Genomic DNA, 19,454 nt, shown 5'->3' with positions numbered 1-19,454 from the left:
GACGTCTTCGGCAATACCCACGGCGCACGGGACATCGACTCCGCACCGCCCACGAGCACCACGTCAGCGTCACCGGCGTTGATCTGCCGCGAAGCAATGATCGCCGCATCCAACGACGAGCCACACAAACGGTTCACGGTCGTGCCCGGAATCGAGACCGGCAAGCCGGCCAGCAGCGTAGCCATCCGGGCAACGTTGCGGTTTTCCTCGCCCGCGCCGTTCGCGTTGCCGAACACCACCTCGTCGATCCGCTCAACATCAAGCCCCGGAGCACGCTTGACGGACTCGCGGACCACATGCGCAGCCAAATCATCGGGACGGACAGCAGCAAGCCCGGAGCCGAACTTGCCAAAGGGCGTGCGCACGGCGTCGTACACAAAAGCCTGATTCATAAGGTTGTATCCGTATCTCGAAAGACCTGCTGTGCGGTCGTGAAGGCGGTGTCGGCGCAAGGGACGCCGCAGTAGAGGCTATTTCTGAGGACCGGACGAACGGGCACGTGGCCAGCTCCCAGTGCCCGTGCCCATCCGGTGATGTGCCTGCTCCTCGTCCCACCTGCGACCAGCGCTTCGTTGTAGGTCCACGTCCGCTTGGCACAGTCAGGACGATGTCCCGGCTGCAGCCCTGGACCCGCTGCTGGGTCCTGGCACGCACTGGTTGCTGGACCTAAGTCCACTCCCGTGGCCAGGCGTGCGAACAGGGTCGGCCGGGTCCGGCGATGGGCTGCGAGCTTGAGGCACACAGAATGTTCCTATGCTCCTGCGGTTGCGTGTGTTGAAGATAGGAGTTCGGCGACGAAAGCGGTGTTGAAGTCTCCGCTTCGGAACTTCTCGGTCTCGAGGATCTGCTTGTGGAAGGGCGCTGTGGTGGTGATGCCGTCGGCAACGAGTTCGTCGAGGGCTCGTATGGTCCGTGCGATAGCTTCGTCGCGGTCTTTACCCCAGCAGATGAGCTTGCCGATCATTGAGTCATAGAACGGTGGGATGGTGTAGCCCGTCTCGATATGGGTGTCCATGCGAATCCCGAAGCCGCCGGGTGCACGGAAGTTCGCGACGGTCCCTGGTCGCGGTGCGAAGTTGTTATCCGGGTCCTCGGCGTTGATGCGGCATTCTATGGCGTGGCCGGTAATGACGATGTCGTCCTGCCTCAGATCCAGTGGGATGCCACCGGCGATCTGCAACTGAAGTTTGATGAGGTCGATCCCGGAAACCATTTCCGAAACGGGATGCTCTACCTGGATACGTGTGTTCATCTCGATGAAGTAGTACTTGCGCTCGATGTTGTCGAAGACGAACTCTACTGTCCCGGCGTTCGTGTACCCCACTTCCCTGCACAGGGCGACTGCGGCATCTGCTAGACCTTGCCTGAGCTCCGCGTTCAAGACCGGCGAGGGTGATTCTTCAATGAGCTTTTGATTGCGCCGTTGTGCCGTGCAGTCGCGTTCGCCGAGATGTAGAACGGTGGTGCCATCGGAGATGACCTGGATTTCGATGTGGCGGATGTCTGTCAGGTACCGCTCGATGTACACTGAGGCGTCCCCGAACGCGACCTCGGCTTCCGACATGATCTCGCGCAGATCGTTCTCGAGCGTCTCGGCAGCCTCGACGACCCGCATGCCGCGCCCGCCGCCGCCGGCCGCGGCCTTTATCAGGAGCGGATAGCCGACATCGCTGGCGACGGCAAGGGCTTCGTTGTACTCAGCGATCGCGCCGACCGAACCGGGAACTGTCGGTACCCCGGCCCGGCGGGCGATCTTCTTGGCTTCGATCTTGTCGCCCATGCGACGGATAATGTCCGCTGCGGGCCCCACGAACCCGACGTTTTCCGATTCGCAGAGTGCAACGAAGTCAGCGTTCTCAGACAGGAATCCGTATCCGGGATGGATGGCATCAGCACCGTAGGCCTGCGCCGCTGAGATGACAGCGTGCATGTTGCGATAGCTTGACTTGGCTTGCGCGGGTCCGATGCACACTGCCTGGTCTGCCAGCTTCACCGACAGCGAGCCGGCGTCTGCCTCGGAATAGGCAACGATGCTTCGAATACCAAGTTCCCTGCAGGCCCGGACGACGCGCAACGCGATCTCACCGCGGTTGGCGATCAGGACGCTCCTCAACGGTTCAGGCATTGCGGGTGATCACCATCAGCGGCTGACCGTACTCGACAGCCTGCTCATTGTTGACCAGGATCTTCGTCACGCTGCCTTCAACGCGCGCCTCGATGTTGTTCATCAGCTTCATCACCTCGACTATGCCCAGCACCGTCGAGGCGCTCACAGTGTCCCCCACCTTGACAAAGGCGGGCTCCCCTGGCTTGGGTGACGCGTAAAAGACTCCAACCATGGGGGCCTTGATCAGTACTTCGTTGGCCCCAAGTTCGTCACCGGACCCCGGTTCAGTCGCTACGCGGCCAACCACAGGCGTTGCTGAGGGTGCTGGTGCGGGAGCGGAGGTCGTTTCCGGCGCGGTTGTCACAGCCTGCGGGGCGGTCGGACGGTCGTTTGACGACTGCCGATCGCGGGAGAGGAAAAGCTCCACGTCGCCGTGTTTGATCGAGAGCTGGCGCACGTCCGGTGTCAGGTTCGCCCAGTCGACGATGTCCCGAAGTTCTTTCATATCGAGCGGGTTAAGCGACATCTTCACCAATTCCTTTTTCCAGTCGTATGTTTAGGTTCCCGGCAGTCAGCGACTGAGTGCCGGATTCGATTGAGTCGTAGAGCCCCTTGACCAGGCTCAGGATGGGCTGGTAAAGCTCGTCTGGGTTTCCCCCGGATGCCACAACTCGTTTCATCTCATCGACCTGGCTCCCCGCGAACATCGCGCGCAGGAGCAGGAAATCGATGGATTCATCCGGATGCCGATCCCGCAATGCGGGCAGCATCGGCTCAATGGCCGGCGGCTCCAACGGGATGTCCGATGCCCCGTTGGCAATGACTTTCTTGAGCACTTCGGGATCGATGGGGGCAGGAAGTGTTCCGTAGTAGCCCAGGGCGTATTTCTTGATCTCGTTCGGAACTACCGAGTACCGCTCACCCGAGATCACGTTCATCACCGCCTGTGTTCCCACGAACTGCGCAAACGGTGTGATCATGATCGGGTACGCCAACTCCCCTCGCACCCGCGCCACCTCGAGCAGCAACTCGTCGTATCGATCGGCCAGACCTGCCGTCTCCAGCTGCGACCGGAAGTTCGACAGCATCCCGCCCGGGGTCTGATGCATGTAATGCAGTCCGTTGTACTCAATCGGCACACCGACCGGCTTACCCTCCGCCTCGGCGATGTCAACAATTCTTGAACTGATCGCGTCGATCCGCTCATCGTCTACGTTGACCACGTACCCGAGTGCCCGCAGGTCACGCACAACGCTCTGCGTCGACGGCTGCCCGTTGCCTGCTGAAAGCGGCGCGATAGAGGTGTGCAATGCGTCCGCGCCCAGCTCCACCGCCTCCAGGCAAACCAGGGGGGCCAGTCCTGTCAGAGAATGGGTATGCACCTCCAGCGACCGGTCGCCCATGACGCTCTTGAGCGCAGGAACGAGCGTGCGGATGCGGTCCGGCGTCAGCAGGCCGGCGGCATCCTTGAGCATGATGGCGTCGACATCCGCCTTCTCGATCAGTTCGATCGCCTTTTTAACGAAGAGCTCGTCCGTATGTACAGGGCTCTCGGAGAACGACACTGCTCCGAAGGTCGATGCTCCCAGTTCTTTGGCCCGGAGCAGGCCGGGGGCAATGTTGTCTATGTCATTGAGCCCGTCAAACGAACCGATGACACGGAAACCATGTGCGTATAGCCGCTCCACCCACGCCGTGATCACATCATCGGCGAGGAAGTCGAACGCTGCAATGTTCTTGGAACGGATCAGTGCCCGGAACGTTGTGTTTGGGGCGTGCTGGTGGGCAAGCCTGACCCGCTCCCACGGGTCCTCCTTCAGATAGCGGACCGCGACGTCGAACTGGATCGGCGCGACGAGGTCCACCTGGTCGAAGCCCGCCTCGTCGAAGTCCTTAGCCATCGAAATGATGTGCTCGGTCCGCATCCTCGTCGCCCATAGGGACTGGTGCGCGTCGCGCAGCGTCGTATCGATGATCTTGATCTCTCGCCGACTTCCCACCGGCCGCCCTCCAAGACTCATTACCGACGCAATCGACGGTGGTGTACTGGTCGACATCGCTCTCCTTGTGTCAAGATAGTGAAAGTAAGTTTCAGAATCTGCCATACTATGAGCGGGCACCCCACGCAAAGTCAAGTGTTTTCGGGCAATCAGAACGGATGAAGCAATGAATGCAGCGTCGATAGGCGAAGTGGAACCCGCAAAACAACGCCAGGTTATCCAATCCGTCGCGCGGGCTTCACGCATTCTGCTCGCGGTCGCGCGGTCGCAGCATGGACTTACCGCGACCGAGGTCGCGTCGATCATTGGTCTCTCCATGCCCACGGCCTACCACTTGCTCGCGACACTCGAGGAAGAAAAACTGCTGAGCAAGGAGTCGGGCAAGCTTTACACTCTCGGCTTCAGCGCCCTCGACATCGCCAACTCGCCTGGCCTGCGCGTACGCGTCGACGCCAAACACAGGCAAGCCCTCAGGCAACTGGCGGAAACCACCCGCGAAACGGCGTATCTCACCGGCTGGTTCCGTGGGGAGATCCGCATCCTCGCCATGGTCGAAGGATCACAGGCCGTGCGGGTCGCGGGCCTCGAAGTAGGATTCACCGGGGATGTCCACGCCCGGGCAAGCGCCAAGGTACTCCTCGCCTTCGCCGACGAAGAACAGCGCTCGTCCATTCTGGACAACCACGAATACACCCGATTCACGCCGATGACCGTAAGTGACCGAGCCGGCCTCGAAGCCCAAATGGCAGAGATACGGCACACCGGCATCCTCTACGACCGCGGCGAATACCGGGACGACGTTCGGTCCTTGAGTGCCCCGATCCGCCGCGACGGACGTGTCGTCGCTGCGTTTGCAGTAACAGTTCCGTCCAGCCGCTACGAGCGAACCGAGCCCGCGCTGGTCGAAGCTCTCCTGTCAGCAGTCACGTTCGCGGAACAGTAGGCATTAGGCCTCGGCAGCCCGACGCCCTCAGACCTGTAACCGATTCGCCTCGGCTGAGCCTGCCCGGGATGTGCCGCGGGAGACCGGATATCCCGCTTGCACGATGAGCCAAATCATCATTACTCCAGCAGGGACTCCGCCGAATCCTGTGAGGACGGGGAGGATGAGGAATGGTACCATGGCGCCCCGATGTTCACCCTCTAGTTCAGAGTTTCGGTGATGTGGTGCGTCGGAATCCGGTCTCTGTCACAGGTGATTTGTTCGTAGCCGTGCGGCTCGGGTGTACCCTCGCTCGCTGTTCAGTCAGGGTACACCTCAGCCTGACGTCAGGGCGAAGCACAGAGAGCGTCAGAACAGAACTCCCGTTGCTCTTTTCTGACATCATGCTTTGGAAGTCACAAAGCTCAACCTGACAGTTGCGGGGGAAGACTTTGAGTGCGACATATGGGCCCCTTATCGGCAGACAGGCAGCCTCCACACACTCATCCGTCAAGCGCGATCCATCAAACATCCGGAGCGCGGCCAACGACTACCAGCCCGCACCTCGACCACTCACTATGGAGTCGTAGTGCCGCATCGAGCAAACGGGTAAAACCAGCCCGAAAGTACTCGGTCGACTCAGCAATTGAACCCTCACATCGTGGCCCCGTACCTGCAGTGCGCTTCAAAACCGGCGTCATGTCGCGCCGCGGGTCGCCTGTTTGGTTGTGGCGGAACGGGTCAGGGTCGTGGGTTGCGGACCCTCCGCGTGCTCTGAACTGGGCTTTATGCGATCCTCTCTTGGTTCGTCCGGTAGGCCGTGATTGGCCGACACCTTTTCATGGATAGGGGGACTGAGCACAACATGACTTCGAGACCCTGCGTCAAAGTGCTTTGTTCTTGCTCGTTCCTGGGGTGGGGAGGCGTGGCTGGGGAAATGTCGTTATGACCACTCACTTGCATGAGGTGGATGTAGGCTCAAGGAGGTGAGAGCCAGTGGCCGCAAGCAGTCATAATAAAGAAGATTTAAGTGTGGACACTGTCCACGCCACCTTTGGCCTGACAAAGCTTTCGCCAGGCACACCCCGCGGCCAGTGTCAGAGGGACCTGGCCAACCAGAATGTACACACGTTAAAGCAAAAACCCCTCTGACGAGGGGTTATGCCGTGCCCGAGGTGGGACTCGAACCCACACACCTTTCGATACCGCATTTTGAGTGCGGCGCGTCTGCCAATTCCGCCACTCGGGCGCGGAGTTACCGGGAAGTTAATTTTCGTTGACCGCCCACTTTTCTGTGAGCAACGCGATCCGTTCCCAGCACGCGAAACTACTCTACATGCAGATAGGCTGTTTTGAAGAACCGGACGCGCGGGCGCAACAAAATCAAGCCCCGCAGCGGTCCCCACTAAGATGGACATGAACCCGCCGAACCTTTTCAAGGAGATCCCGTGACCGAACAGACGGAGTCCGCACCCGCAGCCCAGCCGGCCCGACGCGTTGTCGTAGCCGAGGATGAGACCCTCATCCGACTGGACATTATCGAGATCCTGAAGGGCGAGGGGTTCGACGTCGTCGGCGAGGCAGACAATGGCGAGAAAGCCGTTGAGTTGGCTGAAGAGCTCAAGCCGGACCTCGTCCTCATGGACGTGAAGATGCCCGTGATGGACGGCATCTCCGCCGCTGAGAAGATCGTCAAGGCACGTATCGCCCCTGTCGTGCTGTTGACTGCGTTCAGCCAGAAGGAGCTTGTGGAGCGCGCACGCGACGCCGGCGCCATGGCATACGTCGTGAAGCCTTTCACGCCTGCCGACCTTATCCCCGCCATCGAGATCGCCCTCTCCCGCCATGAGGAAATCAAGGCCCTCGAGAACGAGGTTTCCGACCTCCAGGAGCAGTTCGCCACCCGTAAGCTTGTGGAGCGCGCCAAGAGCCTCCTGACCACCAAGATGGGCCTCACGGAGCCGGAGGCTTTCCGCTGGATCCAAAAGACCTCCATGGACCGCCGCCTCAGCATGCGCGAGGTCGCCGAGACCATCATCAACCAGGTCAACTAAGCACCAACGCACAAAGGGCGGCGGCTTCCCGTCGGGAAGCCGCCGCCCTTTGTCGTCGGGACAAATAGGACAGCACGACGGCGGCAACGCACCTTGGGCACCGAAGGGCTCGCGACCGCCGTCGTACTCACCCAACAAACCCAAAAGCAAAAGCGGGCCCCGCCATCCGGCGGGACCCGCTTCACTCATGCACAAGCCAAGAATCAGGCCTTGGTCTTGCTCTTCTTTTCAGGCCACGGACCCACCGGCTCCTTGCGCGACGCGTCTACCTTGGACGTGTCGGCGAGGTCGCCTACTTTGTGGACCTTCAGGGAGTTCGTGGAACCGGCCTGCCCGGGAGGGGAACCGGCGGCGATGACCACAAGGTCACCTTCTTCCACGATCTTCATGTCCAGCAGGCTCTTGTCCACCTGGGCGGTCATTTCGTCGGTGTGGCCCACGGTGGAGACCAACACGGGACGGATGCCCCAGGTCAAAGCCAGCTGGTTCCAGACGTGCTCCACCGGAGTGAACGCGAAGACCGGCTTGACCGGGCGCAGGCGCGAAAGGCGGCGGGCCGAGTCACCTGACTGGGTGAACGCACAGATGTACTTGGCGTCCAACTGGTCCGCGATTTCGACGGCGGCACGCGTAATGGCGCCACCGCGAGTGCGGGGCTTGGTGCCCAGCGGGGGTACGCGCTCCAGGCCGTGCTCTTCGGTGGATTCGATGATCCGGGCCATGGTCTTCACGGTTTCGATGGGGTACTGTCCCACGGACGTTTCACCGGACAGCATGACTGCATCGGCGCCGTCGAGGACTGCGTTGGCGCAGTCGGAAGCCTCGGCACGCGTCGGGCGCGGGTTGTCGATCATGGACTCGAGCACCTGGGTGGCCACGATGACCGGCTTGGCCCAGCGGCGGGCCAGCTCGATGGCGCGCTTCTGGACGATCGGCACCTCTTCGAGGGGAAGCTCCACGCCGAGGTCACCACGGGCAACCATGATGGCGTCGAACGCATCGATGATCTCGTGGAGCTGGTCCACGGCCTGCGGCTTCTCGATCTTGGCGATCACCGGAACGCGGCGGCCTTCTTCGTCCATGATCTCGTGCACACGCTTGATGTCTGCGGCGTCACGGACGAACGAAAGCGCAACCAGATCCACGCCACGCTTGAGCGCCCAACGGAGGTCGTCCTCGTCCTTTTCGCTCAGCGCGGGGACGTTGACGGCAACACCGGGAAGGTTGATGCCCTTGTTGTTGGAGACTTTGCCGCCAACGGTCACGGTGGCTACGACCTTCACGTCGTCCACCTCAATGGCGCGGAGGGCAACCTTGCCGTCATCGATCAGGAGGGCATCGCCCACACGCACGTCTTCGGTAAGGCTCTTCAGGGTGGTGGAGCAGATGTCCTTGGTGCCCGGAACGTCTTCGGTGGTGATGGTGAACGTATCGCCAACAGCCAGTTCGTGCGGGCCGTCGACAAAACGGCCAAGGCGGATCTTCGGACCCTGGAGGTCGGCCATGATCGCCACGGGCTTACGCAGCTGCGCCGACGCCTTGCGGACATTCTCATAGGTGTTGTCATGCACGGAGTAGTCGCCGTGGCTCATGTTCATGCGAGCAACGTCGACGCCGGCCTCCAGCACCGCGAGGGTGTTGTCGAAGCTGGAGATAGCCGGACCGAAAGTTGCCACAATTTTCGCGCGTCTCATATACCTACCCTAAGTAGTGTGCTGCTGATTGAGTTAAAGAAAGTTCCTGCCGACGCTATAAGACCGCGATTGCCCGGTCGGTGGGGGCGACCGGTGCCGGGAGGATGGTGCTTCCCATCAGGAACTTATCCACTGCTGCCGCGCACGCACGGCCTTCCGCAATGGCCCACACAATCAGGGACTGGCCACGTCCGGCGTCGCCGGCAACAAACACACCCTCGGTGTTCGTCATGTAGTAGCCGTCGCGGGCAACGTTGCCCCGACCGTCGAACTCTGCACTCACTTGCTCGGTGATCCCCGCCGGCTCAGCACCAGTGAACCCGAGGCTGAGGAACACGAGATCCGCGGGAATGACCCGCTCGGTTCCGGCCTTGGGCAGGCGCTTGCCGTCGACAAACTCCGTTTCGGCAACCTTGACTCCGGTGAGCTTGCCGTCCTCGCCGACGAACTCAACGGTGGATGCCAGGTAGGTACGCTCGCCGCCTTCTTCGTGGGCGCTGGCGACCTCGAAAAGGGTGGGGAACGTTGGCCAAGGCTGGTGCGCGGCACGCTCCAGCGGCGGCTGCTTGCCGATCGCCAGAGTGGTCACCGAAGCAGCCTGGTGGCGGTGCGCAGTACCGATGCAGTCAGCACCGGTATCGCCACCACCGAGGATGACCACGTGCTTGCCGCGGGCATCGATGTGGTTTTCGGGGCTCTCCCCCGCCACAACGCGGTTGGACGGAACCAAGTAGTCCATGGCGAAGTGCACGCCGTCGAGGTCACGGCCCGGAATGGGCAGGTCGCGCGGGACCGTGGCGCCGGTAGCGATGACAACGGCGTCGTAGCGCCGGCGCAACTGCTCCCAGGTCACGTCGGTGCCGACTGCGACGCCGGTCCGGAAGCGCGTACCCTCGGCCTTCATCTGCTCAAGGCGGCGATCAACCTGCTCCTTCTCCATCTTGAAGTCAGGAATGCCGTAGCGGAGCAGGCCGCCGATCTTGTCGTCACGCTCGTACACAGCCACGGTGTGGCCCACACGGGTCAACTGCTGCGCAGCAGCCAAACCGGCAGGACCGGAACCAACAACCGCCACCGTCTTGCCGGTGAGCCGGGTCGGCGGAAGGGGCTGGACCCAGTCGTTGTCGAACGCTTCGTCAATGATGGACACCTCAACCTGCTTGATGGTCACAGCGGGTTGGTTGATGCCAAGGACGCAGGACGCTTCACACGGAGCCGGGCACAAACGGCCGGTCCACTCCGGGAAGTTGTTGGTGGCGTGGAGTCGCTCGATCGCCTCTTCGCCCTTGTCCCGCCACATGAGGTCGTTCCACTCGGGAATGAGGTTACCCAGCGGGCAGCCCTGGTGGCAGAACGGAACCCCGCAGTCCATGCAGCGGCCGGCCTGGCTCTTCAGGACGCCCTTCTCCTGGGCTTCGTACACTTCCTTCCAGTCCATGATGCGGACCGGAACGGGACGGCGTGGCTGCGTCTCGCGCTGCCGGACTTTCAGAAATCCGCGTGGATCAGCCACCGGTAACCTCCAGGATTCGAGACCATACTTCTTCGCCATCAGGGTCAAGGCCCTCTTCAATGGCGTCGAGACGGGTTTGCAGGACTGCGGCATAGTCGCGCGGCAGCACTTTGGTGATGCGGGCGGCGGTGTCGTCGAAGTTTTCGAGCAGACGGCCGGCCAGGACGGATTCGGTTTCCTCAAGATGCTTGGTGAGCAGGCCGTGCACGATGTCCCGATCCTCGGCATCCAGCTCAAGCAGCTGGAGTTCACCGGAATCGAGGGCATCTTTGTTGACACGCTCATGCTGCAAATCCAGCACATAAGCCGTACCACCGGACATGCCGGCACCGAAGTTGCGGCCGGTCCGGCCGATGATGAGCGTCTGCCCACCGGTCATGTACTCGCAACCGTGATCGCCAATACCTTCGACGACGGCCGTCGCACCCGAGTTGCGGACCAGGAAGCGTTCGCCCACCTGGCCGCGGAGGAACATCTCACCACTGGTGGCACCGTAACCGATGACGTTGCCCGCGATGACGTTGCGCTCAGCCTGGAACACGTTGGTGCGGTCCGGGCGGACGATGATGCGGCCACCCGAAAGACCCTTGCCGACGTAGTCGTTCGAGTCACCGAACAAGCGCAGCGTGATGCCCGCGGGAAGGAACGCGCCAAGGGACTGGCCCGCCGTACCGTTGAGCGTGACGTCGATCGTGTCGGTCGCCAGGACGTCGGTGCCGAACGTCTTGGTCACAACATGGCCGAGCATCGTACCCACGGAGCGATCCGTGTTGATGACGTCCAGGGTGATCTTGACGGGCATGCGGTCGCTGAGAGCTTCCTGGGCCATGGTGATCAGGCGCTGGTCGAAGTGCTTATCCAGCTCGTGGTTCTGCCCCACCATGTTCCGCAGCGGAACGTCATCGTCAAACTCGAGGCCGTGCAGGATCGGATCGAGGTCCAGGCCTTCGGCCTTCCAGTGGTCGATCGCATCGCGGGTGTCCAGGACTTCAGCGTGGCCGATCGCCTCTTCGAGGCTGCGGAAACCGAGCTCAGCGAGGATCTCCCGAACTTCTTCGGCGAGGAACTCGAAGAAGTTGACCACGAACTCCGGCTTGCCGGTGAACCGTGCACGAAGCTCGGGGTTCTGCGTGGCAACGCCCACGGGGCAGGTGTCCAGGTGGCAGACGCGCATCATGATGCAGCCCTCCACCACCAGGGGCGCGGTGGCGAAACCGTACTCCTCGCCACCCAGCAGGGCAGCGATGACTACGTCGCGGCCGGTCTTGAGCTGGCCATCAACCTGGACCACAACGCGGTCGCGGAGACCGTTCAGCATGAGGGTCTGCTGGGTCTCGGCCAGGCCGAGTTCCCAAGGCACGCCCGCGTGCTTGAGCGAGTTCAGCGGCGAGGCGCCGGTACCGCCGTCGTGACCTGAAACAAGCACGACGTCGGCCTTCGCCTTGGTCACGCCGGACGCCACGGTGCCGATCCCGACTTCCGAAACAAGCTTCACGTGTACCCGGGCCGAGGGGTTGGCGCGCTTGGCATCGTAGATGAGCTGCGCGAGGTCCTCGATCGAGTAGATGTCGTGGTGCGGGGGCGGGGAGATGAGTCCCACACCTGGGGTCGAGTGGCGAGTCCGGGCTACCCACGGGTAGACCTTCTGCGCCATCAGCTGGCCGCCTTCGCCAGGCTTGGCACCCTGCGCCATCTTGATCTGGATGTCATCCGCGTTGGTCAAGTACAGGCTGGTGACACCGAATCGACCCGAGGCGATCTGCTTGATGGCAGAACGGCGTTCAGGATCCAGCAAGCGCTCAACGTCTTCGCCGCCTTCACCGGTGTTGGACTTGGCGCCCAATCGGTTCATGGCGATGGCCAGCGTCTCGTGGGCTTCCTTGGAGATGGAGCCATAGCTCATGGCACCGGTCGAGAAGCGCTTGACAATGCTCGAAACCGGTTCCACTTCCTCAAGGGGAACCGCGGGACGCATGCCGCTCTTGAACTTGAGCAGGCCGCGCAGGGTCATCAGGTTCTCGGACTGGTCGTCCACGCCCTTGGTGTACGACTTGAAGATGTCGTAGCGGCGTTCGCGCGTTGCGTGCTGCAGGCGGAACACCGTCTCCGGGTTGAAGAGGTGCGGTTCGCCGTCGCGACGCCACTGGTACTCGCCGCCGCCCAGGAGCGGACGGTGCGGGTGCTCGATGCCGCCCTCGGGGTAGGCCATCTGGTGGCGTGCGGAAACTTCGGCTGCAATGACGTCGAGGCCGACGCCGCCGAGCTGGGAGTGGGTTCCGGAGAAGAATTCGTCCACGAGTTCCTGGGACAGGCCCAATGCCTCGAACGTCTGGGCGCCGGTGTACGAAGCCACCGTGGAGATGCCCATCTTGGACATGATCTTCAGGACGCCCTTGCCGAGGCCCTTGATCAGGTTGTAGACGCCGTCTTCCGGAGTAACGCCCACGACGTCGCCGTTGGCAATCAGCTGCTCCACCGATTCCATGGCCAGGTACGGATTCACAGCCGAAGCGCCGTACCCGATCAGTACTGCAACATGGTGTGTCTCGCGGACGTCACCGGCTTCGACCACGAGCGCGGTCTTGGTGCGGTTGGCGCTCCGCAGCAGGTGGTGGTGCACGGCGCTGACCAGCAAGAGTGACGGAATCGGAGCCCACTGGGCATTCGAGTCACGGTCGGACAGCACAATGTACTGCACGCCACGGTTGATGGCACCGGAAACCTGCTCGCAGATTTCCGTCAGACGGGCGCGAAGCGCCGCTTCCCCGCCCTCGGGGCGGTAAAGGCCACGGACCTTCATCGCGATACGGTCGCCGTCGGGGCTCTCGATGTTCGCGATCTTGGCGAGCTGGTCGTTGTTGATGACCGGGAACGGAAGGGAGATTTGCGGCTGGCGGACCTGCTTGCCATCAAGGAGGTTCCCGTTGGGTCCGATGGCGCACTTCAGCGACGTGACCAGTTCTTCGCGGATGGCATCCAGCGGCGGGTTGGTCACCTGGGCGAAGGACTGCACGAAGTAGTCGAACAGCAATCGCGGACGCTTGGACAGCACGGCAACGGGAGTGTCCGAGCCCATGGCGCCCAGCGGTTCTGCACCGGTGCGGGCCATCGGGCCCAGCAGGATCTTCAGTTCTTCAGTGGTGTAGCCGAAGGTCCGCTGGCGGATGTTGACCGACGCAGCGGTGTGCAGCACGTGCTCACGCTCGGGCAACTCGTTGATGTCGATGAGGTTGTCCTTGAGCCACTCTGCCCACGGGTTGGCAGCAGCAACCTCGGCCTTGACCTCGGCGTCGTCGATGATGCGGCCGGCCTCGGTGTCCACCAGGAACATCTTGCCGGGGGCCACACGGCCTTTCTTGACCACGTTGGACGGTTCAACCTCGATGACGCCAACTTCGGAGGCGAAGACGATGAGTCCGTCTTCGGTGATCCAGTAGCGGCCCGGGCGCAGACCATTGCGGTCCAGCGTGGCGCCAACCAGGTTGCCGTCAGTGAAGGACACGGCCGCAGGACCATCCCAGGGCTCCATGAGCAGCGAGTGGTACTCGTAGAACGCACGGCGTGCCGGATCCATGGTGGCGTGGTTCTCCCACGCCTCCGGGATCATCATCATGATGGAGTGCGTGATGGGTCGGCCGGACAGCCACAGGAGTTCAGCGACCTCGTCGAAGGATGCCGAGTCGGAGGCACCCGGGGTACAGATCGGGTACAGCTCTTCCGGAGTGTCACCGAGCAGCGGGCTGGCCAGCTGCGACTGGCGGGCGCGCATCCAGTTGCGGTTGCCCTTGACCGTGTTGATCTCGCCGTTGTGCGCGATGGTGCGGAAAGGCTGCGCCAGAGGCCACGACGGGAACGTGTTCGTGGAGAAGCGCGAGTGGACAATGGCAAGCTTCGTCTTGAAACGCTTGTCCGAAAGGTCCGGGTAGAACGGCTCCAGCTGGGCCGTGGTCAGCATGCCCTTGTACACGATGGTGCGCGAGGACAGCGATGGGAAGTAGACACCGAACTTGTTCTGGGCACGTTTGCGGATGCGCCAGGCGCGGGAGTCAAGCTCGTTGCGTTCGAGCTGCTCACCGGTAGCCGAAGCAAAGAACGGCTGGGAGAAGTAAGGCATGCACGCACGCGCCATGGCACCCACAAGGTCGGCGACCACGGGGACCTCGCGCCAGCCGAGGACGGTCAGGCCCTCGTCGGCCGCGAGCGACTCGATGCCGGCCTTGGCGGTAGCAGCTTCGCGCGATTCCGCAGGCAGGAACGCGGTGCCCACGACGTACTGGCCGGGGGCCGGCAACTCGAATTCCGTAACCGCCCTAAAAAACTCATCCGGAATCTGCATGAGGAGGCCAGCACCATCGCCGGTACCTTCGTCGGCGCCAACAGCGCCACGGTGTTCGAGATTGCGGAGCGCAGTCAGTGCCGCTTCCACGATGTCGTATCCCGGCTCCCCGCGGAGCGTGGCAATGATGGCCAGGCCGCAGGCGTCCTTCTCCTTATCAGGGCTGTAAAGACCCTGGGCCTCCGGAAGCGCAGCGAAGCGCTTGAACGGAGACATGGCACCCTGAGGTTCGATATTTTCGGACCAACCGGGGTTATGAAGATGGGTCATGGGAGACGTCCTTCCTCGGAATCGTGCGTATGGAAGGGACAACGTTGGCCCCACCTTGCTTGCCCTGGTGATGGGCACAACAAAGCGCTAGTAATTGGAATTGTAGGCCAGCCAATCAAGCGCAACTAACAGTTACGCAGACCACTGGCCCCGGCTTGACCAGTGAACATCGGTATGCTGCGATCCGGTTTCCGGGGTGCCACGACGCTGTGGACTGGGCCCTACGAGCGGTGACTCTGTTGCCCCTTTGCCGGAAACGACTACTTGGTGTCGTCAGCTTCCGGCGAGGATCCGGGGGCCTTCCTCGCGGCAGTTGCAGCAGATTCGGATGCCGGCTTGGACTTGGTGTCCTTGGCAGCATCCCCTGCAGCTTCCTGCGGCTCGTCAACGTGGCCCGGATCGCTTTGGTTATCTGGGAGATTATCACGGGAACCACTATCTGAGACAGATGGGTCCACATCATGACTGGTGACGCTGGTCACGGAAGCAGGTGTTTTGTCCGTGGTGGTTTTGGGCTCCCGCCCCGGCAAATAAGGACTTTCGTCCTGCTGTTTCCCGCCACGACCCAGTGCCAGGAAGATCGCCAATGCGACGACGAAGACCAGGATGCTTGTCCAAACATTGAGCCTGGTGGTGATACCGAAGAGGCTGATCTGTTCGGCGTCGTCAATCCTCAGCGCTTCGATCCAGACGCGGCCGAGGGTGTAATACATGGCGTACAACCAGAACAGGCGTCCGCGGCGGAAGTTGAACTTGCGATCCAGCAGCAGCAGGATCGCCACGCCCAGCACGTTCCAGAGGAATTCATAGAGGAAAGTGGGATGGAAGAGCGTATCCGCAGCCATTCCGGCAGGGAAATTCGCATTTGCGGGGTCGATCTCCAGCCCCCACGGCAACGTAGTCGGCGCGCCAAAGAGTTCCTGGTTGAACCAGTTGCCCCAACGGCCGATGGCCTGTGCGAGCAGCAGACCGGGAGCGGCGGCGTCCAGGAAAGCCGTGAGCTTCACGCCCGCACGCCGACACCCGATCCAGGCACCTACGGCACCCAGGAGGACGGCACCCCAAATACCCAGACCACCGCGCTGGATCTGCGGAATCAGGGAAAGGTCGCCCGTGCCGTCGAACCCGGGCCCGAAGTAGGCGTCAGGGGAAGAGAACACGTGGTAGAGACGACCACCGATGATGCCGAACGGAATCGCCCAAATGGCGATGTCCCACAAACTGCCCTCCGGTGTCCCCCGGCGCTTCCACCTGGCCGATGTGAGCCAAAGGCCCACCACGATGCCTGCCAGGATGCACAGTGCGTACGCGTGGATGCGCAGGGTTCCCCACGGCAGCGGAATATCGAAACCGGACCACGAAGGGCTCGGGATGCTCAGTGGGACCATTGCCGCTGCGTGGAGGACGGTCTGCATGGGCTACGCTGTTTCCTTTTTCCTAGGCGTCTGCAGCTGCCCGGCCCAGGCCGGCGCTGAGGTTCTTTGTGAGTTGCCCGACGGCGTCCACCCCGCCATCGCGGAGGGCCGCCACCAGTGCGGTGCCGACGATCACGCCGTCAGCATAGGCAGCGATTTCGCGGACGTGGTCCGGGTTGGAAACTCCCAGGCCCACGCAGACCCGCTCTGCGCCCGCTGCATGTGCGCGGGCCACGACATCCTCGGCTGCGCTGCTCACGGATTGGCGCGCACCTGTCACGCCCATGATTGAGACGGCGTAAACGAAGCCGCGGCTCGCCTTGACGGTCATATCCAGGCGTTCGGGCGTGGAGGACGGTGCCACCAGGAAGACCCTGTCGAGACCGTACTTGTCTGAAGCTTCGAACCATTCGCCGGCCTCGTCCGGAATCAGGTCAGGAGTAATAAGTCCCGCTCCCCCGGCCTCGGCCAAACGCCTGGAGAATTCGTCCACGCCCATCCGCATGACGGGGTTCCAGTAGGTCATGACCAGGACTGCGGCGTCCGTGACGGCGGTGATCCCGGCAACGACGTCGAACACGTCGGCAACGCGGAAGCCGTTGGCGATTGCTTCGGTGGTGGCCGCCTGGATGACAGGGCCGTCCATCACGGGATCAGAATATGGAATGCCGATCTCGATCAGGTCGGCACCGTTACGGGCCAAGGCGATACCGGCGTCGATGCTCTCCTGGACCGTCGGGTACCCGGCGGGAAGGTAGCCCACCAGGGCGGCACGGCCCTCGGCGCGGGCGTGATCGATGGCGGCAGCGGACTTGCTGGCGAATTGTTCAGTCATTAGTTCTGGTCCTCGTCGACGTCCGCGGCTGCTTCTGAAGTGCGCTCGGTGGGTCCCTTGGGCTTGCGGGTGGACAATGTGGTGCCCTTGACGTGGCCTTCCTCGTCCAGCATGTTGAACCACGCCGCCGCGGTTTCGACGTCCTTGTCCCCACGACCGGAAAGGTTCACGATCACGGAAACCTCGGGGGGGTTCTCCTTGCCCTCGGTGAGCCGCTTGCCAACCTTGATTGCGCCTGCAAGCGCATGCGAGGACTCAATGGCCGGAATGATGCCTTCCGTACGGCACAGGAGGCTGAAGGCGTCCATGGCCTCGGTGTCGGTGATGGGTTCGTACGTGACGCGCCCGATGTCCGCAAGGTAGGAGTGCTCGGGTCCGACGCTGGGGTAATCCAGGCCCGCGGAAATGGAGTGGGACTCGATGGTCTGGCCGTCTTCATCCTGCATGAGGTACGAGCGTGCACCGTGCAGGACGCCCGGACGTCCCAGGGAGATGGCCGCAGCGTGGCGTCCGGTTTCAACGCCTTCGCCACCGGCTTCAAAGCCATAGATCTTCACGGAAGCGTCATCCAGGAAGCTGTGGAACAAGCCGATGGCGTTGGAACCGCCACCGATGCAGGCGCAGATGGCATCAGGAAGCTTGCCGGTCTGTTCCAGGATCTGGGCGCGGGCTTCCTCTCCGATGACTTCGTGGAAGAAGCGCACCATGGCGGGGAACGGGTGGGCTCCGGCCGCGGTACCGAGGAGGTAGTGGGTGTTCTCCACGTTGGAAACCCAGTCCCGCAGGGCGTCGTTGATGGCGTCCTTCAAAGTCTGTGAGCCATTGGTTACAGGAACCACGGTGGCGCCCAGGAGTTGCATGCGGGCAACGTTCAAAGCCTGGCGGCGGCAGTCCTCTGCTCCCATGTAGACAACACACTCAAGACCCAGGAGGGCAGCCGCCGTGGCACTGGCGACGCCGTGCTGGCCCGCGCCGGTTTCGGCAATCACACGGGTCTTGCCCATGCGCTTGGCCAGCAGGGCCTGGCCCAGGACGTTGTTGATCTTATGCGAACCGGTGTGGTTGAGGTCCTCGCGCTTGAGGAAGATCCTGGCTCCTCCGGCGTGCTTGGAGAAACGCTTGGCTTCGGTCAGCAGGGAGGGACGGCCCGAGTAGTTCTTGTTGAGGTCCTTCAGTTCGGCCAGGAACTCAGGGTCTGCCTTGGCCTTTTCGAACGTGTCCTGGACTTCGTCGAGGGCGGCGATGAGCGACTCGGGCATCCAACGTCCGCCGTAGTTGCCGAAGTAGGGCCCGGTCGCATTGCGCAGCGACGCTCCGCCTTGCAGGAATGCGTCTGCGGCATTCTCCTCCGAGCTGGCTGTTGGCGCGTCCACCATCAGTCTCACCGTCCTGTTCCAGTTAGTTCATCGGGTACTTCCACGTGCCACAAGGCAGCCACAGGCACATGCCCGGGCTGCCTCATGGCGTCGCCTGGCTCCAGGTACTGTCTTAGTTCCTGACGGCGATGGCGGCAGCTCCAGCTGCCTTGAATTCGGTGATGCGTTCACGAGGAGTCGAGTCGCTGACAAGCGCCTCCCCCACCAAAATGGCATTGGCGCCGCTGGCGGCGTAATGCGAGACATCGTCTGCGGACCGAACGCCGGACTCGGCCACGATAACGGCCTCAGCCGGAATCAAACCTGCCAGCGATCCGAAAAGTGAACGGTCGACGTCGAGCGTCTTCAGGTTGCGGACGTTGACGCCAATGATTTTGGCCTTGGCCGCTACTGCGCGTTCGATTTCCTCTTCGGTATGCGTTTCCACCAGCACATTCATTCCGAGTTCATGGCTCAACGCGCTGAAATCAGCCAGTTCGGCATCGGACAAGGCTGCGACGATCAGCAGGATGAGGTCAGCGCCGTGGGCACGGGCTTCCCAGATCTGGTACTCGTCCACCGTAAAGTCCTTGCGAAGCAAAGGGACATCGACGGCGGCACGCACGGCATCGAGGTCCGCCAGCGATCCGCCGAAACGGCGCTGTTCGGTCAGCACGCTGATGACGGAGGCACCGCCGTCCGCATATTGCACGGCAAGCGACGCGGGGTCCGAAATCGGCGCCAAATCCCCCTTCGACGGGCTGCGGCGCTTGATTTCGGCGATGACTTTGAGGTCGTCGCGGCTGGAGGAGGGTCCACCCAATGCAGCCCAGGCATCGCGGGCGGGAACGGCGCTTGCGGCGCGGTCCTTCAGTTCCGCAATGGAGACGAGCCGACGCCGGGCATCCATCTCCTCCTTGACGCCAACGATGATGTCATCAAGAACGGTCACG

Annotated in this window: 13 protein-coding genes and 1 tRNA gene; 2 read left to right on the top strand and 12 right to left on the bottom strand. The window is 62.3% G+C overall.

The annotated features are described in order from the left end of the window. From AB0N65_RS15060 to AB0N65_RS15045, 4 genes are all read right to left on the bottom strand, one after another. The coding region (locus tag AB0N65_RS15060; RefSeq protein ID WP_364163067.1) for a beta-ketoacyl synthase N-terminal-like domain-containing protein at window positions 1-392 on the bottom strand (392 nt) is incomplete at its 3' end. A gap of 359 nt (window positions 393-751) precedes the next feature. Continuing rightward, a complete protein-coding gene (accC, locus tag AB0N65_RS15055; RefSeq protein WP_364163064.1) occupies window positions 752-2,125 on the bottom strand; it encodes an acetyl-CoA carboxylase biotin carboxylase subunit in 1,374 nt (457 codons plus the stop codon). Next, window positions 2,118-2,633: an acetyl-CoA carboxylase biotin carboxyl carrier protein gene (gene accB, locus AB0N65_RS15050; RefSeq protein WP_364163061.1), complete on the bottom strand. Its 516-nt coding sequence runs from the start codon at window positions 2,631-2,633 to the stop codon at window positions 2,118-2,120. Before accB ends, accC begins: the two co-directional genes overlap by 8 nt. Beyond that, a complete protein-coding gene (locus tag AB0N65_RS15045; RefSeq protein ID WP_364163058.1) occupies window positions 2,623-4,164 on the bottom strand; it encodes a pyruvate carboxylase subunit B in 1,542 nt (513 codons plus the stop codon). Before AB0N65_RS15045 ends, accB begins: the two co-directional genes overlap by 11 nt. Before the next feature lie 109 nt (window positions 4,165-4,273). On the opposite strand from AB0N65_RS15045, the gene AB0N65_RS15040 reads away from it, so the two are divergent. Beyond that, the gene (locus AB0N65_RS15040; RefSeq protein ID WP_364163055.1) at window positions 4,274-5,050 is read left to right on the top strand and encodes an IclR family transcriptional regulator; all 777 of its coding nucleotides are present in this window, start codon (window positions 4,274-4,276) and stop codon (window positions 5,048-5,050) included. 1,146 nt (window positions 5,051-6,196) lie between these two features. Here AB0N65_RS15040 and AB0N65_RS15035 read toward each other — a convergent pair. Further along, window positions 6,197-6,278, bottom strand: a tRNA-Leu gene (locus AB0N65_RS15035). A 199-nt stretch (window positions 6,279-6,477) separates the two neighbouring features. Here AB0N65_RS15035 and AB0N65_RS15030 point away from each other — a divergent pair. After that, window positions 6,478-7,083 carry a response regulator gene (locus tag AB0N65_RS15030; RefSeq protein ID WP_364163052.1) on the top strand — a complete coding sequence of 202 codons (606 nt, stop codon included), beginning with the start codon at window positions 6,478-6,480 and terminating at the stop codon, window positions 7,081-7,083. A 203-nt stretch (window positions 7,084-7,286) separates the two neighbouring features. Here AB0N65_RS15030 and pyk read toward each other — a convergent pair whose 3' ends face one another. The 7 genes from pyk to trpC form a co-directional block, all read right to left on the bottom strand. Further along, window positions 7,287-8,777, bottom strand: a complete 1,491-nt coding sequence (gene pyk / locus AB0N65_RS15025) for a pyruvate kinase (RefSeq protein WP_364163049.1) — start codon at window positions 8,775-8,777, stop codon at window positions 7,287-7,289. Window positions 8,778-8,832: 55 nt separating this feature from the next. Next, the gene (locus tag AB0N65_RS15020) at window positions 8,833-10,290 is read right to left on the bottom strand and encodes a glutamate synthase subunit beta (protein ID WP_364163046.1); all 1,458 of its coding nucleotides are present in this window, start codon (window positions 10,288-10,290) and stop codon (window positions 8,833-8,835) included. Next, the gene (gene gltB / locus AB0N65_RS15015) at window positions 10,283-14,896 is read right to left on the bottom strand and encodes a glutamate synthase large subunit (RefSeq protein ID WP_364163043.1); all 4,614 of its coding nucleotides are present in this window, start codon (window positions 14,894-14,896) and stop codon (window positions 10,283-10,285) included. The genes AB0N65_RS15020 and gltB overlap by 8 nt, the downstream gene beginning before the upstream one ends. A 260-nt stretch (window positions 14,897-15,156) precedes the next feature. Further along, complete coding sequence (lgt, locus tag AB0N65_RS15010) at window positions 15,157-16,311, bottom strand: prolipoprotein diacylglyceryl transferase (protein ID WP_364163041.1); 1,155 nt, start codon at window positions 16,309-16,311, stop codon at window positions 15,157-15,159. Between the two features lie 22 nt (window positions 16,312-16,333). Next, a complete protein-coding gene (gene trpA / locus AB0N65_RS15005; protein WP_364163038.1) occupies window positions 16,334-17,146 on the bottom strand; it encodes a tryptophan synthase subunit alpha in 813 nt (270 codons plus the stop codon). Further along, the gene (trpB, locus tag AB0N65_RS15000) at window positions 17,146-18,522 is read right to left on the bottom strand and encodes a tryptophan synthase subunit beta (protein ID WP_364163035.1); all 1,377 of its coding nucleotides are present in this window, start codon (window positions 18,520-18,522) and stop codon (window positions 17,146-17,148) included. The genes trpA and trpB overlap by 1 nt, the downstream gene beginning before the upstream one ends. Window positions 18,523-18,634: 112 nt before the next feature. Beyond that, on the bottom strand, window positions 18,635-19,453 hold the full coding sequence (trpC, locus tag AB0N65_RS14995) for an indole-3-glycerol phosphate synthase TrpC (RefSeq protein ID WP_364163032.1): 819 nt from the start codon (window positions 19,451-19,453) through the stop codon (window positions 18,635-18,637). Window position 19,454: the final 1 nt, after the last annotated feature.

This window comes from Paenarthrobacter sp. NPDC089322, from assembly GCF_040684895.1.
Classification (GTDB): Bacteria; Actinomycetota; Actinomycetes; order Actinomycetales; family Micrococcaceae; genus Arthrobacter.
This window is presented reverse-complemented; position numbering and strand designations above follow the sequence as displayed.

Excerpts from the sequence above, each read along its gene's own strand:
- accC (WP_364163064.1), bottom strand. The coding sequence starts at position 2,125 with ATGCCTGAACCGTTGAGGAGCGTCCTGATCGCCAACCGCGGTGAGATC.
- accB (WP_364163061.1), bottom strand. The coding sequence starts at position 2,633 with ATGTCGCTTAACCCGCTCGATATGAAAGAACTTCGGGACATCGTCGAC.
- AB0N65_RS15045 (WP_364163058.1), bottom strand. The coding sequence starts at position 4,164 with ATGTCGACCAGTACACCACCGTCGATTGCGTCGGTAATGAGTCTTGGA.
- AB0N65_RS15040 (WP_364163055.1), top strand. The coding sequence starts at position 4,274 with ATGAATGCAGCGTCGATAGGCGAAGTGGAACCCGCAAAACAACGCCAG.
- pyk (WP_364163049.1), bottom strand. The coding sequence starts at position 8,777 with ATGAGACGCGCGAAAATTGTGGCAACTTTCGGTCCGGCTATCTCCAGC.
- gltB (WP_364163043.1), bottom strand. The coding sequence starts at position 14,896 with ATGACCCATCTTCATAACCCCGGTTGGTCCGAAAATATCGAACCTCAG.
- lgt (WP_364163041.1), bottom strand. The coding sequence starts at position 16,311 with ATGCAGACCGTCCTCCACGCAGCGGCAATGGTCCCACTGAGCATCCCG.
- trpA (WP_364163038.1), bottom strand. The coding sequence starts at position 17,146 with ATGACTGAACAATTCGCCAGCAAGTCCGCTGCCGCCATCGATCACGCC.
- trpB (WP_364163035.1), bottom strand. The coding sequence starts at position 18,522 with ATGGTGGACGCGCCAACAGCCAGCTCGGAGGAGAATGCCGCAGACGCA.